At 36.7% G+C, this 18,010-nt stretch carries 19 protein-coding genes and 1 tRNA gene; 5 read left to right on the top strand and 15 right to left on the bottom strand.

Annotated elements, in window-relative coordinates:
- Nucleotide 1 precedes the first annotated feature (1 nt).
- On the bottom strand, nucleotides 2–1,309 hold the full coding sequence (locus BXY75_RS04295; RefSeq protein WP_121906453.1) for an NAD(P)/FAD-dependent oxidoreductase: 1,308 nt from the start codon (nucleotides 1,307–1,309) through the stop codon (nucleotides 2–4).
- A 140-nt stretch (nucleotides 1,310–1,449) separates the two neighbouring features.
- On the opposite strand from BXY75_RS04295, the gene BXY75_RS04300 reads away from it, so the two are divergent.
- Together BXY75_RS04300 and BXY75_RS04305 are read left to right on the top strand one after the other, a co-directional pair.
- Complete coding sequence (locus BXY75_RS04300; RefSeq protein ID WP_121906454.1) at nucleotides 1,450–2,166, top strand: DUF547 domain-containing protein; 717 nt, start codon at nucleotides 1,450–1,452, stop codon at nucleotides 2,164–2,166.
- Nucleotides 2,167–2,385: 219 nt separating this feature from the next.
- Entirely contained in the window at nucleotides 2,386–3,414 is a 1,029-nt protein-coding gene (locus BXY75_RS04305) for a glycoside hydrolase family 113 (RefSeq protein ID WP_245962912.1), read from the top strand.
- A gap of 9 nt (nucleotides 3,415–3,423) precedes the next feature.
- Here the strand turns inward: BXY75_RS04305 and BXY75_RS04310 are convergent, their stop codons facing one another.
- The 13 genes from BXY75_RS04310 to BXY75_RS04370 form a co-directional block, all read right to left on the bottom strand.
- On the bottom strand, nucleotides 3,424–3,858 hold the full coding sequence (locus tag BXY75_RS04310) for a hemerythrin domain-containing protein (RefSeq protein ID WP_121906455.1): 435 nt from the start codon (nucleotides 3,856–3,858) through the stop codon (nucleotides 3,424–3,426).
- A gap of 230 nt (nucleotides 3,859–4,088) precedes the next feature.
- On the bottom strand, nucleotides 4,089–5,420 hold the full coding sequence (locus BXY75_RS04315) for a tail fiber domain-containing protein (protein WP_121906456.1): 1,332 nt from the start codon (nucleotides 5,418–5,420) through the stop codon (nucleotides 4,089–4,091).
- A 400-nt stretch (nucleotides 5,421–5,820) separates the two neighbouring features.
- A complete protein-coding gene (locus BXY75_RS04320) occupies nucleotides 5,821–6,573 on the bottom strand; it encodes a TIGR04283 family arsenosugar biosynthesis glycosyltransferase (protein WP_121906457.1) in 753 nt (250 codons plus the stop codon).
- A 52-nt stretch (nucleotides 6,574–6,625) separates the two neighbouring features.
- Nucleotides 6,626–7,429, bottom strand: a complete 804-nt coding sequence (locus BXY75_RS04325) for a DUF547 domain-containing protein (protein ID WP_121906607.1) — start codon at nucleotides 7,427–7,429, stop codon at nucleotides 6,626–6,628.
- A 44-nt stretch (nucleotides 7,430–7,473) separates the two neighbouring features.
- Nucleotides 7,474–8,358, bottom strand: a complete 885-nt coding sequence (locus tag BXY75_RS04330; RefSeq protein ID WP_121906458.1) for a sterol desaturase family protein — start codon at nucleotides 8,356–8,358, stop codon at nucleotides 7,474–7,476.
- A 39-nt stretch (nucleotides 8,359–8,397) separates the two neighbouring features.
- The gene (locus BXY75_RS04335) at nucleotides 8,398–9,510 is read right to left on the bottom strand and encodes an inorganic phosphate transporter (protein WP_121906459.1); all 1,113 of its coding nucleotides are present in this window, start codon (nucleotides 9,508–9,510) and stop codon (nucleotides 8,398–8,400) included.
- A gap of 84 nt (nucleotides 9,511–9,594) precedes the next feature.
- Entirely contained in the window at nucleotides 9,595–10,563 is a 969-nt protein-coding gene (gene arsM / locus BXY75_RS04340) for an arsenosugar biosynthesis arsenite methyltransferase ArsM (protein ID WP_121906460.1), read from the bottom strand.
- 99 nt (nucleotides 10,564–10,662) lie between these two features.
- Nucleotides 10,663–11,475 carry a purine-nucleoside phosphorylase gene (locus tag BXY75_RS04345; protein ID WP_121906461.1) on the bottom strand — a complete coding sequence of 271 codons (813 nt, stop codon included), beginning with the start codon at nucleotides 11,473–11,475 and terminating at the stop codon, nucleotides 10,663–10,665.
- Nucleotides 11,476–11,500: 25 nt separating this feature from the next.
- The gene (locus BXY75_RS04350; protein ID WP_121906462.1) at nucleotides 11,501–12,181 is read right to left on the bottom strand and encodes a TIGR04282 family arsenosugar biosynthesis glycosyltransferase; all 681 of its coding nucleotides are present in this window, start codon (nucleotides 12,179–12,181) and stop codon (nucleotides 11,501–11,503) included.
- 8 nt (nucleotides 12,182–12,189) lie between these two features.
- Nucleotides 12,190–12,702 (bottom strand): rhodanese-like domain-containing protein, encoded by a 513-nt coding sequence (locus tag BXY75_RS04355; protein ID WP_121906463.1) that lies wholly within the window; start codon nucleotides 12,700–12,702, stop codon nucleotides 12,190–12,192.
- Between the two features lie 28 nt (nucleotides 12,703–12,730).
- On the bottom strand, nucleotides 12,731–13,798 hold the full coding sequence (gene arsS, locus BXY75_RS04360) for an arsenosugar biosynthesis radical SAM (seleno)protein ArsS (RefSeq protein ID WP_394347324.1): 1,068 nt from the start codon (nucleotides 13,796–13,798) through the stop codon (nucleotides 12,731–12,733).
- Between the two features lie 80 nt (nucleotides 13,799–13,878).
- Nucleotides 13,879–14,217, bottom strand: coding sequence for an arsenosugar biosynthesis-associated peroxidase-like protein (locus BXY75_RS04365; RefSeq protein WP_121906464.1), 339 nt, complete (start codon nucleotides 14,215–14,217; stop codon nucleotides 13,879–13,881).
- Nucleotides 14,218–14,392: 175 nt separating this feature from the next.
- Nucleotides 14,393–15,013, bottom strand: a complete 621-nt coding sequence (locus tag BXY75_RS04370; protein ID WP_245962917.1) for a DUF481 domain-containing protein — start codon at nucleotides 15,011–15,013, stop codon at nucleotides 14,393–14,395.
- Here BXY75_RS04370 and BXY75_RS17240 point away from each other — a divergent pair.
- Nucleotides 14,946–15,155, top strand: a complete 210-nt coding sequence (locus tag BXY75_RS17240; RefSeq protein ID WP_245962918.1) for a hypothetical protein — start codon at nucleotides 14,946–14,948, stop codon at nucleotides 15,153–15,155. The genes BXY75_RS04370 and BXY75_RS17240 overlap by 68 nt on opposite strands.
- Nucleotides 15,156–15,694: 539 nt before the next feature.
- Here BXY75_RS17240 and BXY75_RS04380 read toward each other — a convergent pair.
- A tRNA-Phe gene (locus BXY75_RS04380) sits at nucleotides 15,695–15,767 on the bottom strand.
- Nucleotides 15,768–16,009: 242 nt separating this feature from the next.
- Here BXY75_RS04380 and BXY75_RS04385 point away from each other — a divergent pair.
- Both BXY75_RS04385 and BXY75_RS04390 read left to right on the top strand, forming a co-directional pair.
- Nucleotides 16,010–16,738 (top strand): type III pantothenate kinase, encoded by a 729-nt coding sequence (locus BXY75_RS04385; RefSeq protein WP_121906467.1) that lies wholly within the window; start codon nucleotides 16,010–16,012, stop codon nucleotides 16,736–16,738.
- Nucleotides 16,738–17,991, top strand: coding sequence for a hypothetical protein (locus tag BXY75_RS04390; RefSeq protein WP_121906468.1), 1,254 nt, complete (start codon nucleotides 16,738–16,740; stop codon nucleotides 17,989–17,991). The genes BXY75_RS04385 and BXY75_RS04390 overlap by 1 nt, the downstream gene beginning before the upstream one ends.
- Nucleotides 17,992–18,010: the final 19 nt, after the last annotated feature.

The raw sequence follows: 18,010 nt of genomic DNA on the forward strand, positions 1-18,010 counted from the left end.
ATTATGTGGTTATAGGTTGATTTTGTTTAAATTCTGAAAGAATTTCACTTTCATATTTTTTGTAAAACTCAGGGTCAAAATTGGCCTGCTTCAGATTTTCTATTACGAAGTCGATAGAACGTTTTTCGTTTAACCATTGGTCCATCACTTCATGTTTCATTCTAATTCCGAAGGTATTTATACCCAAAAACTCACCAGTTTCTTTATGATATGAAACTGTAATACAGCGTTGGTCACTAGTACATTTCCAGTGGAACTGTGCCTCAGAATCTTTTCTTCTGTCTTTAGGTTGAACCCAACCGTAGGTCTGATATTCAATATCGAAAAATTTGGCACTATTAAACCAATGCCCAGGATTGTATTCGAAGGATTTTCCACAAATAGTTTGAGCAAGAGCTTCTCCCATCATTCTTCCGGTATACCATACTGCTTCAACCGGCGCACGGTTTCCAATGGTTTGCCTTTGTTGAGCACAGTCTCCAATAGCAAAGACATCTTCAACATTTGTCTCAAGTTTTCTATTCACCAAGATCCCTCGATCGGTATCTATCCCCGAATCTTTTAGGAATTGAATATTAGGCTTTACTCCGGTGGTAATTCCCACGAATTTACAAGGAATTTCTTCCTGTCCTTCTTTTAGAATAACCCCTTTTACATTTCCATTTTCATCGCCAATAATTTTATCAAGATTAGTTTCGTGTCTAAGGTGAACGCCGTGCGATTGTATATGTCGGGAGAGCATTTCGGCCTCTCCAGCGGGTAAGGCGTTGGTCCAAAAGGCATTTTCCCGTACCAACATAGTGACATGAATATTCCGGGTTCGGAGCATTTCTGCGAGTTCTACACCAATTAGTCCTCCTCCTACAATGACCGCATTTGGACATTCTTTATTATTTGGCGCAAACTTTTCTATGTCTTCCAGATCTTGTTTAGAAACCATTCCTCCAACGCCATTTAGATCGAGCCCTTCCCACCCAAAAGTGTTTGTTACCGATCCACAGGCGATGATTAGTTTGTCGTAGTTCATGGAGTCAGCTTCAGAAAATTGAAGTGTTTTAGATGCTGTATCTACGTTCTTTACTAGGCCTTTCTTCAGTTCGAGGCGGTTTTTTTTCCAAAATCCTTTTTCGTAAGGTTCAATATCGCGCCACCTCATATGCCCCATATATACATACATAAGAGCAGTTCGTGAGAAAAAGTGATCTGCTTCTGCCGAAATAATGGTGATTTTTTTGTCTGAAAGTTTTCGAATATGCCGGGCGGCAGTAACTCCTGCAATTCCATTGCCAATTATAACGATGTGCTCCATAAATTGAAAAGATTGTGTAGTATGTCGAACTTCAAGTTACGGAATTACACCAACACCATTATCATTTAGGAATAATAAAGGGAATGTTTTTTGTAAGTACTTCGGAAACAATTGCGACATAGACAACAATTAATATTTATATGAAACGATATCTTTTATTGACAGTAATTTTTTTCGCTTTCAGTTTTTCTGAAGCCGACGCACAAGTTTCGGATGCTTTTTTTCAGGATGGAACCGCTTTTTTCCAATCGAATGTAATTGATGGAAAGGTTGATTACAACGGGATTTATAAGAATCCGGAAACACTTAATAATTTGCTCAAACAGGCAGAGACATCTAAAGTTCCTCTTTCTAATACAAAAGAGTATCAGGCCTTTTGGATCAATGCATATAATCTCGCGGTAATTAAAGGAATCATCGACAATTACCCAATTGCCTCTCCTTTAGATAAAAAAGGATTTTTCGATGCCACGACATACAACTTAGGAGGAAAGAGCATTACTTTAAATGATATCGAAAACAAGATGCTTCGAGCAAATTTTGAGGATGCACGTTTTCACTTTGTGTTGGTATGTGGTGCGAAAGGTTGTCCGCCACTCATTTCAGAAGCATATACACCCAATAATATTGAAAAATTACTGGAACAGCAGACAATAAAAGCGATAAATAATAGTTCGTTTATAAGAGTGTCAGATGGTGGTGTGTCGATCTCTGAAATCTTCAAATGGTATAAAGAAGATTTTACGCAGAATGGAAGTTCAGAGGTAGATTTTTTAAACCGTTATATGAAAAAGAAGCTTTCTGAAAATGCTGAGGTAACCTACTATTCTTACGATTGGCGTTTAAATTCTAAATAAAACATTTACAAACAGACTTCCCGCCTGATGTTCGCTCATGTAGTGAACGTCAGGCAGTGGAAGCACAACTTCGCTTCGTTTCAAAATTTTACTCCATGTAAAAAGCTTCAGAAGATTCTTTATTTTTTCCGAAGAAAAAACTTAAAAGTTTATTCTCTCACTATCTAGACGTCTGACTTCCGGAATAAATTGTATTTTTCCGAAGCTAAAAAAACCTTCATGATTATAAGGCATCCTTTAATTTTACTACTTATATGCATACCCTTGTTTTATAGCTGTGCTCAGGGGGAAGCAAAGGAAATTTCAAAACAACATAAAATCAATGGAATAAGTTTTGTTGCTGCAGGAGATACTTTGCAACAAGATCATATTAAGCCTGTGTTAGATCTTAATGCGAATTATGCGGCCGTGATGCCTTTTGGATTTATACGAAGCCTCGACCATCCCGAACTTGCTTACAATGCCAATAGACAATGGTTTGGTGAGACTTTTATCGGTGTGAAACAATACGTTGACTTGTTGCATCATAATAAAATAAAGGTCATGTTGAAACCTCAAATTTGGGTATCGAAAGGAGAATATACGGGAAATGTAAAGATGGAAAATGAAGAAGCTTGGACACTATTAGAAAAAACATATTCCTCTTTCATCTTGGATTTTGCGAAGCTGGCAGAAGAGTCTCAAGTGGATATGTTCTGTATTGGAACGGAATTGGAAAAATTTATTGAGCACCGACCCGAATATTGGGAGCAACTTATAAAAAATATACGTGCGGTTTACAAAGGGAAACTAACCTATGCCGCCAATTGGGATGAGTATAAAAGGGTGCCATTTTGGAAGTCTTTGGACTATGTTGGAATAGACGCTTATTTTCCGGTTTCAGAATCAAAAACACCAAGTTTGGAAGAATGTAAAATTGGATGGATGCGCTGGAAAGAGGAACTGAAAGCGTTTTCAGAAAAAGAACAAAGACAAATTCTGTTTGCAGAGTATGGATATCGTTCTGTGGATTATGCAGGGAAGGAACCATGGAAAAGTGATCGTTCCATGACTACTGTTAATCTTGAGGCGCAGGTAAATACTACGCAAGCGTTATATGAAGAAGTTTGGTCTGAATCTTGGTTCGCCGGAGGGTTTCTATGGAAATGGTTTATTGACCATAACAAGGTTGGTGGAATTGAAAATTCGCAATTTACACCACAGAATAAACCAGCCGAAAATATGATTCGACAATTTTATCAAAAATAACTTTAGGTGTTACCTTTTTTCCTTCATCAAAGCTTGATATTCCTTTGCAAGTGATTTTTTTTGAGTCTCATTGAAGACTTTCCCTGCCAACTGAAAAAATGTATGCTCTTCCTCTTCCAGGTGATGTTCTACTTTTTCGCAAAGTTGTTTAGCATAGGTCAGCCAAGCGGAAGTCTCCATGTCGGCTTCTTCTACCTTTTCAATTAATTCGTCAATTTCGTGATGTTCTGCAATACCGTGTCTGGCGTGCACCTGCATCATATCATTATGTATTAATGGAGAATAAAAATGACGTTCTTCTGCATCTTCATGTGCATGGAGTTCAGACTTTAAGGCTTCAAAGAGTTGTTTGCGATCTTTCGATTTTCCTTCAGTTGCAAGGATCCTTTTACATAAATCTCTCTGTATATCGTGATCATCACGGATGGCTTCAAAAATGTTCATAGCTTTTAGATTAGTTATTTTCTGAAAAATACAGCCAAAATCGTAAAAGCACTGTTTAAAATATCATAAAATTTGTTAAACAAATCTTATTAATGAAATTTAATTGAATAGATATATAAATTATCATTCAATGGTGGTAATTTTAAGAAATTACAATTTACTCCAATAAATAAACCCGCCGAAAATAATATCCGACGGGCTTACTACGAAAAATAATTACTCCTCAATAATTATTCTCTTAGAGAACTTGATAAACCACTACTTTGTGCTCTTAGCGTATTATTTTCTTCGATAAGGCGATCTACTTTGGCATTTAATTCCTGAATCGCTTTTGTAAGTACCGGTATCATTTCAGAATAAGCAACACTTAACATTCCTGTTCCTTCTGCAGCCTCAACGATTTCTGGAACTAATTCCTGAATTTGCTGAGCCTTAAATCCTAAATGCACCTTATTTGTAACATCATCGATTAACTCGTAAGAAACTGGTGTCACTTTAAGAACTGTTTCTAGTCCGTAAGTGGTTTCAACTATATTTTCTTTAAGTCTGATATCTGAAGATGTGTTCGGACTATTCACTAAATACAGATTCGTAAACCTGTGATTTGCAGTTCCAAGGCTTGTAAGATTATTGAAACCCGGGCGAATTACCCCTTCCATAAAGGTGTAGACATCAAAGGTAGAACCTTCAATATCAAATGTCACGGAGTTCTTACCATTAGCATTGTTTGCGCCAACACCTGCTAATGCAGCACTTCCATTATTGGCGATATTTCCTGGTGTAATTGCAAATCTTGAGGTGTTGTTACCACCTGTATCTTCAATAATAAATCCGGCAAACATTGGAAATTCTGGTGATTCAAATTTAGCGATGTTCACATTTTCGGTAGTTTCTTTAACGTGAAGTGCATACTGTGGCTCAATACCAATCCCTAAACCTGTGTTGTTTAAACGCATATATTCCTCGTAGCTAGAATCTCCTGTACCTTCATCTAATGCTCCATCTTGTCCCCATGAGAAATATTCGTTGTCGTTTGTGTTATTATTGTTGTTGTCAATATTAAATGCCATTCCACCTCTTGAGCTTATTAAGCCATCACCAGAATTACCTCCATCTCTGGAAAGTGAAAGCATGTCAGTATCTATTGTAACACCGTTAGTACCATTATTAGCTACGTTAAAGTCCAAATTAAAATAGTTTAAATCAATGGTTCTATTTCCTGTAAGGGTTTGATCATTTGCTCCTAAATATGTATTGGTGTCAGAGTTTTTTAAAATCTCCCATGTAAGACCGTTAAAAACGTAAAAGCCTTCAGTAATAAGAGATCCAAGGTTGTAAACTACAGTCCCTTTCACAGGACCACCACCTAATGGATTAGCAATTGTCAATATATCTGCGATGCTCAATAGATTTGTTCTTGGAACTACTAAACCACCGTTTGCGCTACTAATATCTAAAGCACCTTGAGGGTTGGTAGTACCTATTCCAACTTGTGCAGTTACTGATATGGAAATAAACATTCCGAAGAGTAAGCTTACTATTTTATGATTTGGGTTTTTCATAAGTTTGATAATTAAGTTTTTACAGGAGTTTCTTGTTTTTCTAGTGTTATAATTAATTCGGTAGGTTTCGAATTTTTACAACTGTCATAAGAAATTTCCTACAAGTCAAATGTAAGGCATAATCTTATAATCATGCAAGTGATTTCCTACACTAAACATAAGATTATTAGATATTTACGATAAAGTGTAAATAATAATCGATAAAAAACAAATTATTTGTTGAATGGTAGAATTACTCGTTTAAAAGCATGGACAAATACTATGAATTGCATTGTTTTGATTAGATATGGTAGTTTCCGAAGGGAAATATTTTATAAAAAAACGCTAATATGAAGATATTGTGAGGTTTGAGCTTGTATTCTTATGGCTTCGGAAATGTAATTTTCAACAATTCAGTATCTTACTTATTGATTAATGCTTCGGAAGGACTTGGTTGCCCGGAAATTTTTTTAGTCCGAACATGATTGCAATAATAGGCATAGAGTTCCTCTGCATCTGCACCCAGCCATTTCTTAACATAAATAATCAGAAAGTGGTATTGAATGTTCCAGACACCTTTTTCTTCATACAAACGCGCTGAAGTGGTTAAACAATGTTGGATTACTGTATATTGATTTCTGGTATACAACTCATTAATCAAAATATTATCCTCATATATAATAAAGGACTCATCGTATCCGCCAATTTCATTGAACAACTCTTTAGTAATAAATTGAGATTGATCTCCACCGCGACAGGCACGCCAGGAAAATTTTGTAAACCATCCTGCTAGCCGCAGCCACCAATGGTTGCTATTAAACTTCATTTTGAAGCATCCGGCCAGATTGCCTTTTTCTACCTCATCCTTAATATAGGTATCAAAGTTTTGAGGAGGGAAGGAATCTGAATGTAAAAAATATAGAATAGATCCTTTGGCTTTTGTAGCTCCAACATTCAATTGCTTTGCTCTTCCCTTTTCTGAAGTTAAAAGTTGGATCGCTAATTTGGATGTTTCAGAAAAACGACTTACTAATAAGGGTGTTTGATCAGAACTCCCGCCATCCACCACAATAATTTCTATATCGTCCCGCTCTGAAACACTTTCAGAAAGATGATCAAGAAGCTTAATAATATTCGCAGCTTCATTCAATACGGGGATTACGATAGAAATCATGGCGTAAACTTACAAATTATATGCTTCGCAGACATTGATTGACAGTCGCCACTTATTTTTGTTCGTTTAAATTCCAGTCGTATTCCTTGAAGTTTATTGGAGCATTCGAATTCACCTTCGTTTTAGCGTATTGGTTCACATATCCAATTAGATCAGGCTCCCCATTTACTTTAAAATCTTTGGTGTAGAAATCAAAAATCTTAGAGAATTTTGGATTTGTAGGGTTAAGGTCATTTTTATCACTATTAATAAATTCCACCGTCACACGCTCCAATTGCTCATTTATTTTTGATGCCGTAAAAGCTTCATTCAATAATTTAGGACATGAATAAGATGCGCAGTTGATAGCAAAATGTATTCTGGGTTCGTTCATCTTCCGAAGCACCCCATTTTCTACCCCTCCCAAGGAAAGATTCCGATTTCCAATGGGAATAAATGCTTTAGTGAATGCTCCGCTAATATCTTTTATACTTTTTGTAGGGTAGTTGTCCAGAATGAGATCAACGGTATATGCGTTATAAAGGTTGATGTAGTAGGCTAGCAGCTCTTGAGTACTCCACTCATTATTGGGGTCGAATGATGATAATTTCGTTAAATATGAATCCAAAGCCTTTCGCTCACTTTGAAATCCCTTGTAATCCACAAAACCTTCTTTATTTACATATTTTTTAAGTAGCGTATTCCATTCACCATGATCTAGGTTTACTGCCGAATTTGCAGTAGTTGATGTAAGATTTTCAGTAACTTCTTTGGTGGGTTGACCTCCGCTGGTAATTCCTGCTGCTGTAGTAAGACTACAACTATTAAGAGTATATAGGAGGGATAGTAAAACGAATGTATTTATTGCAATTTTCATAATTATGATGTTATATTGAGGTTTACACATATTTACGTACAAGCTCAATTATTGGTTTTGATAGGATAAATTTCCTGCTGTATAAATTTCTTCGGAAAGCTTTCGTCTCCATGGAATCCTAGTTCAATATCACGCCCATTATGGGGAACATGATTGGTTTTGAAAAGATAGTCCCAAATACTTAAAGTTAAGCCATAGTTAACACCGTATTTTGTATGTTTTGGCAAGACTTTAGCATGATGCCAGATATGCATCTTCGGATTGTTGAAGATATATTTGAAGGGACCGTAATCCCATCCCAGATTGGCATGATTTAGATGTCCAACGGTTAAAGCGAAAAAATGCACAATGGCTACATCATCAATATTGAAGCCGCCAATAATGGCAATAGGAATATAAAGTATTGACTTATATACAATGGGTTCCATCCAATGATATCTTAGATGCGCCGCAAATCCCATTTCTTTTACTGAATGGTGTACCTTGTGAAAATTCCAAAGAAAAGGAACTCGGTGCAATAGTCTATGCGTATTCCACTGTACGAAATCTGAAATAAGAAAGAAGGCTAATAATCCAATGCCAAATGGCAGTTTGTTCACTTCAAATAATTGGAAATTAGAGACATGCAAATCTACGAGACCAAGGATGTCATTGAAAAAAGCTTCAGCCGTATTTGAAAGGAAAATTAGGACTATCAGATTCAGAAGAAAAAAATTAAAAAACATATAGAAGGTATCCAGCCAGAAGTCTTTTCGGAATATTTTCTGCTGCTTACGCCATGGAAATAATAGCTCCAATCCCCAAACAATCAAGGAAACAAGAATGAGTCCGTAGAAATAATTTTCCCAGTGAAAACGTGTGATCTCGCTAAGCAGGTAGTTCCAATATCCTGAATATGAATCTTTAAAAATGTCGAAATATTTTTCCATATATAATCTTAAGTACTGGTCGCTCTTAAGACCTTAAAATTACAAAAAACTGTTTAGAACTTTGAAAAGGATACCACTTAGTAATGCAGCAATGGGAAGGGTAAGCACCCAAGAGAGAAGAATTTTGGAAATCATTTTAGGATCGGCCTTTTTGGTTGCAGTACCAATACCAAAAATCGAACCTACTGATACATGCGTAGTGGAAACCGGCAAGCCATGAATACTGGCTGTGGTAACCAATAAGCCGGTTATCATATTGGCAGTAAATCCTTGACCATGATTCATTGGTGTGATCTTCTTACTCATTGTAATTCCTACTTTCTTTGCGTTAAGCAAACCACCTACTGCCATAGTTATTGCTACGGCTATCATTCCCCATTCAATATCTATGGTGTTAATTATAATAAGTAAGCCAACGATTTTTGGGGTATCATTAAGACCTCTTGCAAAACTCACAACTCCCGCACTAAGAAAATGAAGTGTGTCCAATACTTTTTGAGAGGTAATTCCCATGAGCTCCCCATTATAACTTTGAACACAGCCTTTTTTACAGGCGGAGACTTTGAGATTGGACTTGAATTGTAAACTGTTTTCAGAACCTACAAAAGCAGGTGAAATGGATTCTTCAGTCACACAAACACAACTTTTTTTGGAAACCCCTAGTTTTTTCCGAAGCTTTCTAAATATCAGATAGGCAATTAGACTTAATACTGCTGCCATTAATGGACTCAGAATTAACGGAAGGAGAAATGTCTTTCCTAGTTTAGCAAAGTTGAAATCGGCTCCTATTGCTACTACACCTGCGCCAAATAACGCGCCAACCAATCCATGAGTAGTAGAAATTGGCATTCCTATTTTTGTTGCTAACAGCACTGTTAATGCTGCACCTAAAGCTATTGAAATGGCAAAGACCGGATTTTGAATCAGAGTGTCTGGTACAAGTCCTTTTCCTGAAAAGTTCTTAACCAAAGTGCCGGCTAAGAATATTGCAGCTACTGAGCCCGCAAAAGTGGTTACGGTAGCCCAAATAATTGCTTTTTTATAATTGGTAGTCTTTGATCCAAATAATGTAGCAACTCCTTTAAAATTGTCGTTTGCACCATTGCTAAATGCAAGAAAACAGGCAGCGACAAAAAGGAGAGCAAAGATCATGTAGTTAGGTGTTTATTTATCTACGGAAAAAAAATGCTTCCGGTTTTATCAAATCCGAGATTTGGTTCATTCCTTTACTTCAATTTAGCAGCAACCCCCTCCATCGTAATGAAAGGTAGATTCACTGAAATAAATATCATCTCTACCAAGACTTTGAAGCGCTCCAGCTGTTTTATCACAAATTGCCAGTGGCTGATTTTTAAGCAAAATATGACCTAAATTGTCGTCAAAATAATCCTGATCTCCATAATAAATAGCTGCTTTTCCTGTAAAGATACAAGGGCCATCTTCAGGCATAGGGTCTTTAATAGCCGCTACTTCGATGGATTCAATATAAATCAACTCGTCTGTAGGATAGTTTTTAGGATCGAGAATACGATATGGCTTTCTTGCTCTAATCTCTATAGTTCCGAAGCCTGCATCGGTAAGTGCCTTAACATATTCTGCGATTGGTAAGCTTCCGCTAAGACAGAGAGCACGAAGTCTCGCGTCATTGCGAAGCGTTTCATTCATTGGTTGTTCGCAGGTAGGATCGCTCATTACCAATCTTCCGTGAGGTTTGAGTACCCGGTACATTTCTTCAATGGCTTTTTTAAGATCTTCAGCTTTAAAGATATTAAATAAGCAATTTTGAGCAGCAACATCGATCGAATTGTCCTCCACAGGTAAGTTAAGCGCATCTCCTTTTTTAAGATCCACGAATTCACTTTTAAACCAAGCATTCATTTCCTCCGCTTGTACAAAGTTTTTACGCGAAGCTTCTAGCATTTCATCTACCACATCGACACCCACTACACCGCCTTTCTGACGATTAAAATAGGCGAACTGTAACAATTCCATTCCGCCGCCAACACCAACATACAGGGTTTTCGGATTGTTGGTTAGATCACGTGCATTTACGGTGCTTCCGCATCCATAATTCATTTCCTGCATAATCTTAGGGATCTTAAGTCCGGGAAGCTCCCAAATAGGATTGGTAGTGCAGCAAAGCCCAACATCGGGAGTAAGTGCTGCTTCTTTATAAAGGTCGTGTGTAGCGTCTAAGTAGCTCATATTTTTAGTGTTCAGTATTCAGTATTTAGTTATCAGTGATCAGTGGTCAGTTTTCAGTGATCAGATTTCTGCCCACTGCGACTGTAAACTGTAAACTGATTATATTTGTTTAATTAATTCAGAAAAAAGTGTAATCATTTGTGGTTCTGCTTTACCTGCTTGTGCGATGATATCTTCAATATCAACCTTTTTTAAATTGTCCGGGTCGCATTCGTCGGTTAATACAGACAAGGCCGAAACCGGTAATCCCAGATGGTTAGCAACGATAATCTCAGGAACTGTACTCATTCCCACAGCATCTGCACCAATAATACTCAAGTATCTGTATTCGGCACGTGTTTCCAGTTGAGGTCCAACGACACTCGCATAGACTCCTTTATGAAGTCGAATATTGTTTTCTTTGGCAATCTCTTCTAGCTTAGCGTTCATATCCTTGTCATATGGCGCACTCATATCTACAAATCTTTCGCCCATTTTCTCAACGCCTTTAAAAGCTAAAGGTGAGCCTCCCTGAAGATTGATATGATCATCAATCAGCATGATTTCACCTTTTTTATAATCTTTATTAATAGCTCCGGAAGCATTACTCACTAATAATCTTTTTATACCCAATGCACGCATCACTCGCACAGGAAAAGTGACGTCTCCAAGTGAGTAACCTTCGTATAAATGGAATCTACCTTGCATTACAATGACCTTTTTTCCTTCCAAAGTACCATAAATCAACTTCCCTTTATGGAATTCGACTGTGGCTGTAGGGAAGTTAGGAATGTGATTATAGCTTATTTCGGCTATAATTTCAATTTTCTCAAGAATTTGCCCGAGCCCGGTACCTAATATGATACCTATTTCGGGAGAATCAAATCCGCGCTGGGTTAAAAATGCTGCGGATTCTTTTATGTATTTCTTCATATAAATGTTCGCTCTTAATTCTTAATTAGTTGCTTATAGTTGTCACAAATTTGTTTAATGCTTCAATGTCTTTCATGTCCTCATAATAATCAATATCATTACGAAGCGAAAGCTGAATATAGGTTTCATTTTTAAGATCTTCTAGTGTGTTTTGTAAAACACTATCCGTCCCCCAGTTTTTACCTTTAAATAAGGCAGGGAAGACTTCCTTCATCCCCAATAAATAATAGCCTCCATCCTGTGCAGGTCCAATCACAAGATTATTTGATGTTAACACTTGGAAAGCCTCTTCAAGATCTTTCTGTGAAAGATCGTACATATCGCTACCAATAATTATGGCAGACTCGTAACCCATGGAAAATACATCCTTAAAAGCGTTTTCCATCCGTATTCCCAGGTCCTCACCCAACTGTAAATGCTTTCTGTATACTGTATCGTCCCAGCTGTCATTTTTATAAATTGCTTCACTGTAAAACACAAACTTATCGACATTTAAGTTCTTTGTTATGTCGGCAGTATGCTTAAGAAGTACTTTATAAACCTCTAATGCAGCTGCGTCGCCAATAGTAGCTGCCAATCTCGTTTTACATTTTCCCAATTCAGGATTCCGGGTAAAAATAATAAGCGCCTTCTTTGAAGTTGGAAAGTGAAAATCTCCCACAAAATGCTTATCGTCATCCGTATTTTTATTTGCTAGCAACGCCATATAAAAAGTTAATTAACTGTATTGTAAATTTTTGTTCCTTTTTCTAGCCATTGACTCCAATGCTTATTAAAGGTATGTACATTTAACGTTTTTTTCTCTTCGGAATCTACCACAGGAAACTCTTTGTTTACCCATTCAAATATACCGCCATACAAGTTTCTGAGGTTCGTAAACCCTGCTTTTTTGAGCTTTTCAGCTATTTCCTCAGAACGAATTCCGAGCGAACAATATACAACGATTGGTATGTTTTTATCTTTTATTTCTTCGGAAACTCTTTCAGAAGAAAAACTATTAAACCCTATAAATCTAGCTGAAGGGATATGACTCACATCAAACTCCTCCTGCTCACGAGAATCGAGAATAATAACAGTATCGTTTAACTGAAGCATTCGTGTTTCTTCCGCAGAGATATAAGGAATACTTCTGGTATTGTATTGCGTTAACAAGTTATTCAGCGACTTTTGAGCAACCGCAGAAGCACAAACAAAAAGGATAACAATATGCAGAAAGAAGCGATTCATTCTATTTAATTCTAAAAGTCTTTTGAAATTATTCTGTAACGGCTCCCTGACAACTACTTCCTGCGCCAGCGGTACAACCGTAACAATGCTGTGAAATCATAATATTTCTGTCGTTTAATACAGTTTCATTATAATCTGAAATATGCTTTACCTTACTTGCTACCTTCAAACCAAGCATTTGATTGAAATCACAATCATACAACCAACCGTCCCAGCTAATCGAAATAGTATTGGTACACATTACATTTTTTACTGCAGTTGGGTTATAAGCGTCTACTAACTGATACATATAATCCTCGTAGTTTTCCGAAGCTATTAAGTAATCTAAAAATCGGGCAATTGGTAAATTTGTAATCGCGAATAGGTTGTGAAAATGTATTCCGAAGTCTTCCAAAAGACCATGTTTAAAATCTTTTTCAAGACCTGCCTGCTCTGGCGGGAGATAAGCACCATTAGGATTGTATACTAAATCTAATCGCAAATCGCTATCCGGCATTCCATATCCAATCGCATTAAGCTCCTGTAACGCTTTGATTGACAAATCGAAAACACCTTCACCACGTTGCTTGTCTGTTTTACCACGAGTCCAGTGCGGCATTGAACTTACCACATGAACATTATGCTTTTTAAAAAATTCGGGGAGATCGTAATATTTCTTATTCGCTCTTATAATCGTAAGATTACTTCGTACAATAAAGTCCTTTATACCAGCTTTACTTGCTTCCTCTACAAATCTGCGAAAATTTGGATTCATTTCGGGCGCTCCCCCGGTAAGATCCAGTGTGTGTGCACCGGTATTTTTGATTACATCAAGACACTGCTCCATGGTTTCCCAAGTCATGATTTCTTTACGGTCGGGGCCGGCATCCACATGACAGTGCTCACAAACTTGATTGCACATATAGCCCACATTAATCTGTAGGATTTCCAGCTTCTTAGGACGTAGTGGAAATTGATTTGTTTCTTTAATTTTTTTAGCAAAAGTGGGCAGTTCACCATCTCCAAAAATACCATTAGACAGTATTTCCAGTTGTCTGTTAGCATTTGCCAGTTCTGCTTCTCTTTTATGTAGGGATTGCTGTTTTATTTTTGACATCTAATCGAATTTCGACTTTTAAAATTGAATATTGGATTTCTCGTCTGTTTACGAGACTTCATTTGAAGGCGTGTTACAACCTACATTTCCAGTTTGTTAACTTTATTCATCATCATAGTTCCGTGAACCAAGGTAGCGCCGCTTCTTATTGCAGCACCAACGTGAATAGCTTCCATCATTTGTTCTTTAGTGACTCCTCTCTGAAGACTATCTTTTGTATATGCATCAATGCAATAAGGACATTGTTCGGTATGCGCTACAGCGAGAGCAATTAACGATTTCTCTCGGGCTGTAAGTGCACCTTCTTCAAATACTTTTCCATAATAATCGAAGAATTTTGTTCCTAATTCTTCACTCCATTCGGTGATTTGACCAAATTTTCGAAGGTCTGCGGGGTCGTAATAATTGTTGGCTGCCATATAATGTATAAATATGTACGGAAATTATTTCCTTTTGGTTTTACAATGAGGTAAATATAAGTAAGTAGTCTTTCTAAGCGAAAGAAGCTTACTAAAGTTTTATTAATTCTTTATGCTTCGGAATTACTTTTATTCTTAAAGATGTAAATGTTTTCTTCGGAAATAGACTCGAAATTTAATCGAAAGTATAGGCAAGTCCAGTTGACAAATCGTATTGAGAATTTGGAATTCCAAGTGCCGGCGCTGCGTCATAGGTAAAGGTATAGGTAGTTTTCATGGCGAAATTCTTGATGAGTTTAACCACTATTGATGACTGACTAGAAATACGATAATCACTTAATTCGGAAAACCTTGGCTGGTAGTAGGTTGTACTAGTCAGGCTAAGGTTATCTAATGGATATAAACTAAAAGAGAAATACGAACTCCCCCTTATATCACGCTGATCCGGGGTGACTCCGTCCGAAATTTCCTCATACTCGTACATAGCATGGACACCGAAATAGAATTTATAGTTCTCGTCTTCAGTAAGTTTAAAGCGAGGGCCTGTTCCCAATAATCCCCTAAAGTCAATTTTCGAGACCTTATTATATTGCCCTTGAATAAAGACTTCCCATGTTAATCGTGGGCGAAGGCGATAATTGTAGCGCAAATGAGAAATTCCGAAATTCTCAAATTTATCACCTTCAATTTTCTGAAATTCGATATCATTCTTAAATAAAACGAGGTGCTTGTCCATTTTATATTGGACATGGATTGAGTTTGAAATTGAAAAGAAGTCGTTGGTATTTCTTTTCAATGAAAAATTAAGCGATGCAGCTCCGGACCAACCTGAAGTATCCGTCACTTTCCGAAGCGATTCGGCATTTAAAATTTGTGAAGATACCGTTGTAGATAATGTCAGAAAAATGGCAAAAAATAAAAGTCTAAAATTCATCTAAATGTTTTGACTGCAAAATTACATAAATGGGGGAGATTTTAAAATTAGGGTTTTGTTATCTACCAAACGACACCATAAAAACAAAAAACTCCGAAAAACGTAAGTTTAAGGGAGTTGATGTGGTACCTCCAGCCCCGATACTTCGGGGGAACCAGGCTTATTTTTTTGATATTGTATTTTCAGAATTAATGGAATTCACACTATAATTCTAAAAAACAAAAAACAAAAAACAAAAAACTCCCAAAAACGTAAGTTTAAAGGAGTTGATGTGGTACCTCCAGCCCCGATGCTTCGGGGGAACCAGGCTTATTTTTTTAATATTGTATTTTCAGAATTAATGGACTTCACACTATAATTCTAAAAAACAAAAAACTCCCAAAAACGTAAGTTTAAGGGAGTTGATGTGGTACCTCCAGCCCCGATACTTCGGGGGAACCAGAGTTAATGTTTCGGTATTATACTTTCAGAATTAATAGTATGATACACCATAATTCTAAAAAACAAAAAACTCCCAAAAACGTAAGTTTAAGGGAGTTGATGTGGTACCTCCAGGAATCGAACCAGGGACACATGGATTTTCAGTCCATTGCTCTACCAACTGAGCTAAGGTACCTTACTTTCAATATTTTATTCTCAACAGTACTATCGTTCGGTTGTTGGATTTTCAGTCTCCCGATACTTCGGGACTCTACCAACTGAGCTAAGGTAGCTTTATTGAGAGCGCAAATATAAATCTATTTTATCGTTTGCAAAGCATAATGTCAATAATTTTTTTTGCAGATCTTCTCCAATTTAATAGAGTATTAACAAGTCCGTGGTGTTTCATATTGTATTTTTACGTCCTCATAAGTGCAAATGAACCTAATTATTGATGTTGGTAATACCCTCTTGAAGCTCGCCGTGTTTGAAGCGGACGAACTTCAACATAAAAAAACATGTATAAAAAGTGATTTCTTAGAGATTCTGGACACTATCACAGAAAACAATAAAGAAATTAAAAACTGTATTGTTTCGTCAGTTGGTGCTTTCACAAAGCATCAACTCTCACAACTTGAAGAAAAGTACCCCGTTAGTGTACTTACCCATGAAACCAAGGTACCTTTCAAGAATTTGTATGCTACTCCAAGTACATTAGGGGTGGATAGAATCGCATTAGTTAGTGCGGCCGCAGCACAGTATTCTGGAAAAAACGTACTTATTATTGATGCAGGCAGTTGTATAACATTCGATTTCTTAAGTTCAGAAAGTGATTATCTGGGAGGTGCAATTTCCCCGGGTGTTACGATGCGGTATTCCGCCTTACATAAGAATACAGCCAAACTTCCTCTTCTGGATCCAATATTGCCCAAATCATTGATTGGAAATACAACCAATACCTCAATTCATTCCGGAGTCGTTAATGGCGTTTTGAATGAAATAGATGGTACAATTGCGGCTTATAGAAATAATTATGAGGATTTAACAGTTATTTTAACAGGAGGGGATGCTCATTTTTTGCGTGATAGCTTAAAAAGTGACATCTTTGCCAACTCAAATTTTCTATTGGAGGGCTTAAATTATATTTTAGAACATAACAAATATTGATGTTGAAGCGAATTATTATTGGAGTATTGATCTTTGTATCAGGAATATCATTAGCTCAGGAAGGGACTACCTCTCCATATTCATTTTACGGAATTGGGATCCAAAAATTCAAGGGTACTGCCGAAAACAGATCAATGTCAGGAATAGGTATGCTGTCTGACAGTATACACTTAAACCTTCAAAATCCGGCATCTATTGCAGATTTAAGGCTGGTAAATTACTCTGTTGGAGGAAGCCATAAGTATGTAACTCAAAAAAATGCATCCGAATCTCAAAAAACTTCTACCACATCTTTAGATTATATTGCTATTGGTATTCCTATGGGTAAATTAGGAGCTAGTTTTGGATTAATTCCATATTCAGCAGTGGGATATAAATTACAATCTGTTGGAGAAGGTGTTATCACTCAGTCTTCCGGTGAAGGAGGCCTAAACAGGGCTTTTTTAACCTTTGCATACACCATCATGCCCGGTTTAAATATTGGAGTAGAAACTAATTATAATTTTGGAAATATCCAAAATGCAGTTTATACAAAAGTAGACGAAGTTGAATTAGGGACAAGAGTTATCAGTCGTTCTGATATTCGTGGTTTCAGTTTTAATTTGGGTGCCACTTACAAGACCATGGTTACTGATAACCTAGAATTGTCTTCAGCAATAAATTATACCCCTGGAACTAATTTTGTTTCAGAAAATAGTAGGGAAATATCTTCAATAGCAGTTTTACCATCAGGATTGTTAGTGCCTAGTCAATTCATAGATATTACAGATCCGAATTCAGATTTTACCTACCCATCACAAATTACTCTTGGAGCTGGAATTGGACAACCTAAAAATTGGTTTGCTGGTCTCGAATATACCAATCAAAAAACCAGTAACTTTACAAATAGACAAATACTTTCTGATCCTAATCAAAGTAATGTAAATTATGTGAATGCTTCCAAGTTTAAATTAGGAGGTTATTATATTCCAAATTATAATGCGATTGGGAATTATTGGAAGAGAATTATATTTAGAGCGGGAGTGCGAATGGAAGAGACCGGAATAAATATTGAAGGACAAGATATTAATGAGTTTGGCATATCTTTTGGAGTAGGACTACCTGCAGGAAGATTATTCTCCAATATAAATCTCGGATTTGAACTAGGAAAACGAGGAACAACAGATTTTGGATTGATACAAGAGAATTTTTTCAACACATTCTTAAGTCTGTCACTTAACGACAGATGGTTCGAAAAAAGATATTATGATTAAAACAGTAAACACTAACAGT

Origin of the sequence: Ulvibacter antarcticus (assembly GCF_003688405.1) — a bacterium.
Taxonomy (GTDB): domain Bacteria; phylum Bacteroidota; class Bacteroidia; order Flavobacteriales; family Flavobacteriaceae; genus Ulvibacter; species Ulvibacter antarcticus.

Coding starts and splice junctions, on each gene's coding strand:
- BXY75_RS04345 (WP_121906461.1), bottom strand. CDS start 11,475: ATGAAGAAATACATAAAAGAATCCGCAGCATTTTTAACCCAGCGCGGA.
- BXY75_RS04310 (WP_121906455.1), bottom strand. CDS start 3,858: ATGAACATTTTTGAAGCCATCCGTGATGATCACGATATACAGAGAGAT.
- BXY75_RS04365 (WP_121906464.1), bottom strand. CDS start 14,217: ATGGCAGCCAACAATTATTACGACCCCGCAGACCTTCGAAAATTTGGT.
- arsM (WP_121906460.1), bottom strand. CDS start 10,563: ATGAGCTACTTAGACGCTACACACGACCTTTATAAAGAAGCAGCACTT.
- BXY75_RS04315 (WP_121906456.1), bottom strand. CDS start 5,420: ATGAAAAACCCAAATCATAAAATAGTAAGCTTACTCTTCGGAATGTTT.
- BXY75_RS04320 (WP_121906457.1), bottom strand. CDS start 6,573: ATGATTTCTATCGTAATCCCCGTATTGAATGAAGCTGCGAATATTATT.
- BXY75_RS04390 (WP_121906468.1), top strand. CDS start 16,738: ATGTTGAAGCGAATTATTATTGGAGTATTGATCTTTGTATCAGGAATA.
- arsS (WP_394347324.1), bottom strand. CDS start 13,798: ATGTCAAAAATAAAACAGCAATCCCTACATAAAAGAGAAGCAGAACTG.
- BXY75_RS04295 (WP_121906453.1), bottom strand. CDS start 1,309: ATGGAGCACATCGTTATAATTGGCAATGGAATTGCAGGAGTTACTGCC.
- BXY75_RS04325 (WP_121906607.1), bottom strand. CDS start 7,429: ATGAAAATTGCAATAAATACATTCGTTTTACTATCCCTCCTATATACT.
- BXY75_RS04355 (WP_121906463.1), bottom strand. CDS start 12,702: ATGAATCGCTTCTTTCTGCATATTGTTATCCTTTTTGTTTGTGCTTCT.
- BXY75_RS04330 (WP_121906458.1), bottom strand. CDS start 8,358: ATGGAAAAATATTTCGACATTTTTAAAGATTCATATTCAGGATATTGG.
- BXY75_RS04335 (WP_121906459.1), bottom strand. CDS start 9,510: ATGATCTTTGCTCTCCTTTTTGTCGCTGCCTGTTTTCTTGCATTTAGC.
- BXY75_RS04305 (WP_245962912.1), top strand. CDS start 2,386: ATGATTATAAGGCATCCTTTAATTTTACTACTTATATGCATACCCTTG.
- BXY75_RS04385 (WP_121906467.1), top strand. CDS start 16,010: ATGAACCTAATTATTGATGTTGGTAATACCCTCTTGAAGCTCGCCGTG.
- BXY75_RS04300 (WP_121906454.1), top strand. CDS start 1,450: ATGAAACGATATCTTTTATTGACAGTAATTTTTTTCGCTTTCAGTTTT.
- BXY75_RS04350 (WP_121906462.1), bottom strand. CDS start 12,181: ATGGCGTTGCTAGCAAATAAAAATACGGATGACGATAAGCATTTTGTG.